The organism is Prescottella defluvii, assembly GCF_000738775.1.
GTDB lineage: Bacteria > Actinomycetota > Actinomycetes > Mycobacteriales > Mycobacteriaceae > Prescottella > Prescottella defluvii.
The window spans coordinates 166,634-172,797 of the sequence record NZ_JPOC01000022.1 but is presented as its reverse complement, the minus strand read 5'-3'; the positions used below and the strand labels follow the sequence as shown (position 1 = coordinate 172,797).

Here is a 6,164-nt window from a genome sequence, read left to right as displayed (position 1 = left end):
GCTCGAACTCGGCGCCGGTGATCTAGGTTGATCATCGTTCTTTCTGCTCGGGACGGGGGAAATACGTGTTCGGCTTCTATGTGGCGATGCTGTTCGTCAGCGGAATCGTCGTGATCGTTGTGGCGCTGGTGGCTTCCGAACTGGGCCTCGGCCGCCGCGTTGTCAACGGTCTCATCGGCATCGCGTTCCTGGGCTACGGCATCTACCTGGCCGTGTTCTTCGACAGTGGCGAGTACCGAATCTTCCTCTGGGTCTTCATCCTCCCGTTCGTCTTGCTGGCCGACGCGGTGCGCACCGTCGAGACCCCCGCGCCTCCGCAGGCCGCAGCGCGTCGCCCGGGAATTCCCCGCCACTCTCCAGCCCCGGCACCGGCTCCGAGTCGTACCGCCGCCACCCGCGAACGCAGGTCTGCGGCCAAGTCTGCCCAACTCGAGGCTCTTCGTGCCAAGCATGCCGCCAATAGCGATGACTTCGACGATCGCGGGCCGTCTACGCCTGCCTGACGAGAGGTATGGCGGCGGCAACGAGACCATCAATGGTTTGCTCCGCCAATATCTTCCCCGCTGCCTCGACCTACGCGCTTTCGGCCAAAGCCGGCCTCGATGTGCTCCGAACCCCAGCAGTCAGCCCGCTCCCATCGTGAAGGGGAGTCGGGTCAAGGGTGGGCGTATGCCCCTCGAACTATCGCGCGGTCCGACGCACCTACTTTGCCGAACTTCGGCGACTCGCCCGAGACCCGCCAAAGTAGCGGGGCGGGTCTCGCCAATCTGCGCTGCATCTCGACACGGCAACCACACGACTCCTGGATGTGCCGGGCTGAGGTGCCGGCCACGCAGGAAGCGATTCACTTGTCGAAGAGGAAGTTCCACCGACGCGGATCGGCGGGGTTCCGCCGGCCTGCGATGATGGCGAGGAACTCGTCGAAGTCGTCCGCTAGCGGCACCGATTCCTCGAACTCAGGCTCACCGCCGAGGATCACCCTGCCAGCACCCTCCCCGGACGTCCCGAGCGCGACATACGAGTAACCGTCCTTCACCGACAACAGAATCGGAAGGTGGCGGTCCCAGAAGCCAACGACGGCCGAGGCCTGCTCGTCGGTCTCCGCGGCGTCCAAACTCATGATCTCGAACTCGTTCCACGCAAAAGCGTCTTCCCCGACGGCCGAGTAGTCGCCTGCGGACAGAAACCACACTGTCTCATCCGCGTTCGACAGGCGCCCGAAGGCCGACGACCACGCCGAGAACTGCGGCGGCACCACCTCGTAGCGAGAACCCGGAAACACCACCTTCCGGTCACCTGCAGGCTCCCACGCCCATCCCGCAGCGCGCAGGGCCGCGATCCCGCTCGAAATCGGATCCGTCACTTCAAAAGCCTACTTCCCCAGATCATTCGAGGCGCCGACAGGTTCCGCTACATGGCTGCGACGTGCTGTTCGAGCAGGTCGAGATTCTCGCCGCGGTCATTGCCGACCTTGGCCAGCAGGCCGGTGGTCAGGAGCAGCCAGGACAGCAGTTGCGCACCCGGCTTGCCGGCAAGTGCCGGGCGGAAGTGGATGGTCTCGGTCACGATGTGGCCGCCGTCCGTGGGCTCCATGGTGAGCACGACGTTCTGCCGGATCCCCCGCTGCTTGCCGGAGAACTCGAACACTTCGTTCGGCACGTGCCGGGTGATGGTCCATCGGACGACGTCGAAGTCGCATTCCTCGCCGTGCTTGCTGTCCCAGCCGTGCCCTGCGGCCATCGCAAAGTCGGGCCCGAGCACGGTCTCCGTCTTGTGCTCTTCGTACAGCCCCGTCTCCATCGGGTGGGTGAATGCGTGCCAGATGACGTCCGGGTCACCGTCCAGTCGTCGCCAGTTGGTGAAGGACGCATAGCCCACGACTGCCCCCAGATGATGTGGCCCGGCCGCGATCGCAGGGCGAAGGTTGCTGCAGGAAAGCAGAGTAGCGCCGACGGGCGGGGCGGCATGAGTGCAGGTCGCAGTCATCGGGGGGTGAGGGGTGGCTGGTCACCACCCCTCGGGGGACTATTCGCAGGCAGGGCACCCGACGGACGCTGGAGAGGCCTCGGAAACCGGCCACTCGTCGAGAGAGGTCCCCCAACCGAAAGGACCCCGCCCACCATGCCCCGTATCCCCGGTATCGCCATCACCGCCGTGCACGAACACGGGCCGCCCGCCGCAGCCCGGCCCGCCGTCGAATCCGTCCGGAAGGCGGTCCGTCACCATTGGACCCTGGCCCGGATCGGCATGTACCTGCTGCTCGCGTCCCTGCCGCTGCTCGCAATCTCGGCGCAGGTGTTCGGCGTCGCGCCGATGAGTGCCACCGGCGCTCTGGTGATCATTCCGCTCGCGGCCGTCCTCGTGGTGTTGTGCGTGATCGCTCCGCACCCGATCGATCGCATCGTCGGCCACGGCCTCGGCTGGGGAATGTTCGCGTGTCTGGTCTATGACGTCTTCCGCCTCGACACCGTCTATCTGCTCGGTCTCTGGGACGACTTCATTCCGAAAATGGGTACCTGGCTCCACTCGGGAACCGACACCCAGACCGGCGCGATCGTCGGTTACCTGTGGCGTTACTTCGGCGACGGCGGAGGAATCGGAATCGCCTTCTTCCTCATCGCCCTCGCGCTGGGCCTCCACCATCGGTCCCGCCGCACGGTCCTTATCGCATTCGTCACCGGCGCGGTGGTGCCCGTATGGGCCGGGCTCATTGCAACGGTTGCCCTGTCGTCGCGCGGTGAGGACGACATGTTTCCGCTGACGCCGACGACGATCACACTCTCGCTGATCGGGCACCTGATCTTCGGCCTCGTCCTCGGGCTCGGCTTCCTACGGGCGCGGGGCAGCCTCGGCCGGCACTGGCCGTGGCCGCCGCTGCTGGCGGTACGGTCCGGGTGCTCGCCGTACCCGTCCATGCCGGCGACCTGCACGCCATCCGCGGCCGATACGGCTTCATCCCGGAGTTGCCCACCGTGCCCGGAGTCGAATCCGTCGGTGTGATCGACGAACTCGATAGCGGAGTCATACAGCGGGGCCTCCCGCGGCGCACCCCGGAGCGCGTCGCGGCGAGGCGTCGCGGATCGGCATCAAGCCCCGGCTAGCCTCGGGGAATGCTGGCCACCGCGATCATCGTCATCACGTTTGCCCTGGTGTTCTACTCCGTCGGCGTGTGGTCGGAACGCATCCAGAAGACCCTGAAGTGGTGGCATGCCGGCGCCTTCGCGCTCGGCCTGGTCTGCGACGCCACCGGCACCTTCCTGATGAGCCGAATCTCCGACGAGTCAACGGAAACCGGAACATCCACCTTCGACAGGATCATGATCGTCACCGGAGGAGTGGCCATCGTGCTCATGGCCATTCACCTGGTGTGGGCCGTCATCGTCCTGCTCCGTGATCGTCCCTCCGAGAAGGCGAAGTTCCACCAGTTCAGCCTGGCCGTGTGGACGATCTGGCTGGTGCCCTACTTCACGGGGGCCATCGGAGCGATGACCGGCTAGCGCGGCCCGGGCCGGGCTGGGGCGCAAGTTCTTTGTCACGGCTCCTTTGCTTGGGTGATCGGAGACGCGTCCGGGAATATGTTGCGGTCGTTGCCGATTCCACCAGCTACCACACCAGTGTGACGCCCTGTGCACGAACAGTGCCGAAGAACCTCTTGCCGACATCCGAGCCGTCACGGTTGTAGCGATTCATGATCTCCGCCAGTTCATCAGCGAGTGCCTGGAGTGCTGGGCTGACGGTCTCGACACCGTCCTCTCGGTCCCATCCCCAACCCGCAGGAACTGCTTCGATCGTGATGACGATCGTGCCGTCGGACGGTGAGTCGACGGCATACGTGACCTCTGCGGGAGCGTCACGGAGGGGACTGTACACAGCCACTTCAGCAGCAGACCCCGGCCGCGTGAACGTCCGAGCGAACGCGATATCCGCATCGATCAGTTCCACAATCCGCGGCAGGCTCGCGTGTCGTCCAGCGTGACCGTATCTCCCGCCGTAGACCCGATCGCCGACCACACTGCGACCAGCTTCAGGCAGCAACCGGTCAAGCATGCGCTGCGCGGCCGACCGCTCACCATCACCAGTAGCCGGGTGGTCGATAAGGGCACGTAGACGGGTGATCCGCAAGCCGAGGCCGGTCGCCACCGAGCCACCCCCTTCTCCGCGGGAGCTGCCCAGAGACCCCGGTCCCGTATCGGGGCCAACCATACCGGCGGCACCCCACGCATATGGGGACGGTCTTGCCCACGCCCATCGTCGGGCTCGACATCTGTCAGACATGCTGCAAAGCCGAGCGCCGCCCGGAAGGTTCCTGGGCGGCGCTCGGTCTGTGCGGGCAACCGGTTCTATATGCGGATCAGTGCGCCTGGGAGGTTGCGGGCGCGGCAGCACGCTTGCGTAGCTGCGTGAGAGCGAGCAGCGCCGCGGTGACGACGAGCCACCCGCCCAGGATCAGGAGCCCGTGACCCACGCCGGCGCCGTCGAGGTAGATGATCGACTTGGCGGCGTCCAGAGCGCCTGCGCCGATCCAGAAGTTGCTCAGCATCGACCAGAATCCCGGCAGGAAGTCCGCGGGGAACGCGCCCCCCGCGGTCGGGAAGTTCACGAAGATCATCAGAGCCATCACGACCATGATTGCGGCCTTGCCGAAGATGCGGTTCACCACGATGGTGACCAGGCCGACGATGATCGTGTAGGCGACGACGACGGCGAGCATCGCCACGCTGGCAGCGAAGGATGCGCCGTAGAAGCCGACGAAGATCGCCGAGATCAGGTAGGCGAGGAGCGTGCCGATCGCCGACATCACACCCAGCACACCGAGCTGCTGCCGCAGCCGCATCCGCGGCGCCACCTGGGAGAGCACGGTGATGGTGAGGTAGCCGACGATGGTGCAGACCATGACGAGGTAGAACAGGCCGGTGCCGGTGGGGTCGTCCGCCGCGAGCGGCGCATGGTCGACGACATTCAGTTCGACGCCCTGCGCGGCGGCGAGCGGCTGGGCGAGCCCTTCGACTGCCTGCACGGTCATCACGCTCTCACCGGATGCGACGTGCACGTTCATCGGTGCGCCGAGCTCGATGACACCGGCGATCTCGCGGTTCTGCAGCCGATCGAGTGCTGCCGCGGTATCGGTTGCGGTCTCGAGGGCGAACTTGTCCCCGACGGTGGGGGAGAGGCGTTCGACGAGCGTGGTCGCTGCAGACTCGGGTCCGGCCACGACGACCTCGACATCGTGGGGCGTCGGATTGTGGAACGCGCTGACGTAGCACAGCGCGAACATCACCGCGAAGAACAGTGGGAAGACCATCGACTCGACGATCGTGCGCCACGGGGCAGCGGCGGCGGGGGTCGTCTGGGACGTGCTCGGGCCGTCGTGACCGATGGCCGGGGCGACCGCTTCGATGTCGGCCTCGAGTGCCTGGTCCCAATCGGGATGGCGGTGGCGGTGAGTGTCGGGCATGCGCACCAACCCTTTCTGATGACTACTCGTCAACATTGATGACGGTGAGGCAGTCAACACTGTTGACATCTTGGGTGTCAACATCGTTGACTAGGGGTTGGAAACTGCGAGCGAAGGGCAAGGCATGTCTGGTGAGATCGAGCACGGTGCCAGTACCGGTACCACCAACAATCGCGCCGCCGTGCATGCGGCGGCCGCGGAACTGTTCGCCGAACAGGGCTATGCGGCCACCGGAGTGCGCGATATCGCGCGCCAGGCCGGCGTCGACCCTGCGCTGGTGATCCGGTATTTCGGCTCGAAGGAAAAGCTGTTCGTGCGGACCATGACGATGTCGGACGCGTTCGTCGATCTCGTCGAGGGCCCGCTCGACGGGCTGGGCAGGGCGCTGGTGGACTTCGTCGTCCGACGCACCCGACCCCAGCAGACACGCGAATCCAATGCTATTTACGCCGCGCTCGTGCGCGCGTCGGATCGCCCTGCCGTCCGCGAGCACCTGCAGGAGGCGATCGAACAGATGCTCATCGCTCCTCTGGTGCCGCGCCTCGATGGTGACGATGCCGAGTTGCGCGCCCACCTGCTCGCAGCGCAGTTGTCGGGGTTGATGACCGCCCTGTATGTCGTCGAAAGTCCCTGGCTGCTGGCAGCGCCGATCGACGCCATCGTCGAACGCTACGGCGACGCTCTGCAGGCCCTCATCTGAATGTCGCCG

General features: G+C 65.8%; 9 protein-coding genes. 5 read left to right on the top strand and 4 right to left on the bottom strand.

Features of this window, described 5'->3' with window-relative positions:
* The first annotated feature begins 86 nt into the window (after positions 1-86).
* Positions 87-503: a hypothetical protein gene (locus IJ15_RS25265; protein ID WP_156112067.1), complete on the top strand. Its 417-nt coding sequence runs from the start codon at positions 87-89 to the stop codon at positions 501-503.
* Positions 504-844: 341 nt separating this feature from the next.
* On the opposite strand, the gene IJ15_RS0109385 is transcribed toward IJ15_RS25265, so the two are convergent.
* Both IJ15_RS0109385 and IJ15_RS0109380 read right to left on the bottom strand, forming a co-directional pair.
* Positions 845-1,363 carry a hypothetical protein gene (locus tag IJ15_RS0109385; protein WP_051918689.1) on the bottom strand — a complete coding sequence of 173 codons (519 nt, stop codon included), beginning with the start codon at positions 1,361-1,363 and terminating at the stop codon, positions 845-847.
* 47 nt (positions 1,364-1,410) lie between these two features.
* Positions 1,411-1,878 carry a hypothetical protein gene (locus IJ15_RS0109380; RefSeq protein WP_031938078.1) on the bottom strand — a complete coding sequence of 156 codons (468 nt, stop codon included), beginning with the start codon at positions 1,876-1,878 and terminating at the stop codon, positions 1,411-1,413.
* A gap of 243 nt (positions 1,879-2,121) precedes the next feature.
* Between IJ15_RS0109380 and IJ15_RS0109375 the strand changes: the two genes are divergently transcribed.
* From IJ15_RS0109375 to IJ15_RS0109370, 3 genes are read left to right on the top strand one after another with little or no spacing between them, the layout of a single operon-like run.
* Positions 2,122-3,000 (top strand): hypothetical protein, encoded by an 879-nt coding sequence (locus tag IJ15_RS0109375; RefSeq protein ID WP_231569478.1) that lies wholly within the window; start codon positions 2,122-2,124, stop codon positions 2,998-3,000.
* Positions 2,925-3,101, top strand: coding sequence for a hypothetical protein (locus IJ15_RS26975; RefSeq protein ID WP_331281019.1), 177 nt, complete (start codon positions 2,925-2,927; stop codon positions 3,099-3,101). Before IJ15_RS0109375 ends, IJ15_RS26975 begins: the two co-directional genes overlap by 76 nt.
* A gap of 9 nt (positions 3,102-3,110) precedes the next feature.
* Entirely contained in the window at positions 3,111-3,497 is a 387-nt protein-coding gene (locus tag IJ15_RS0109370) for an HsmA family protein (protein WP_031938076.1), read from the top strand.
* 106 nt (positions 3,498-3,603) lie between these two features.
* Here the strand turns inward: IJ15_RS0109370 and IJ15_RS0109365 are convergent, their stop codons facing one another.
* Positions 3,604-4,140 carry a hypothetical protein gene (locus tag IJ15_RS0109365; protein WP_031938075.1) on the bottom strand — a complete coding sequence of 179 codons (537 nt, stop codon included), beginning with the start codon at positions 4,138-4,140 and terminating at the stop codon, positions 3,604-3,606.
* Between the two features lie 211 nt (positions 4,141-4,351).
* Positions 4,352-5,455, bottom strand: a complete 1,104-nt coding sequence (locus IJ15_RS0109360; protein ID WP_051918687.1) for an ABC transporter permease — start codon at positions 5,453-5,455, stop codon at positions 4,352-4,354.
* Between the two features lie 97 nt (positions 5,456-5,552).
* On the opposite strand from IJ15_RS0109360, the gene IJ15_RS0109355 reads away from it, so the two are divergent.
* Positions 5,553-6,155, top strand: coding sequence for a TetR/AcrR family transcriptional regulator (locus IJ15_RS0109355; RefSeq protein ID WP_231569477.1), 603 nt, complete (start codon positions 5,553-5,555; stop codon positions 6,153-6,155).
* Positions 6,156-6,164 lie beyond the last annotated feature (9 nt).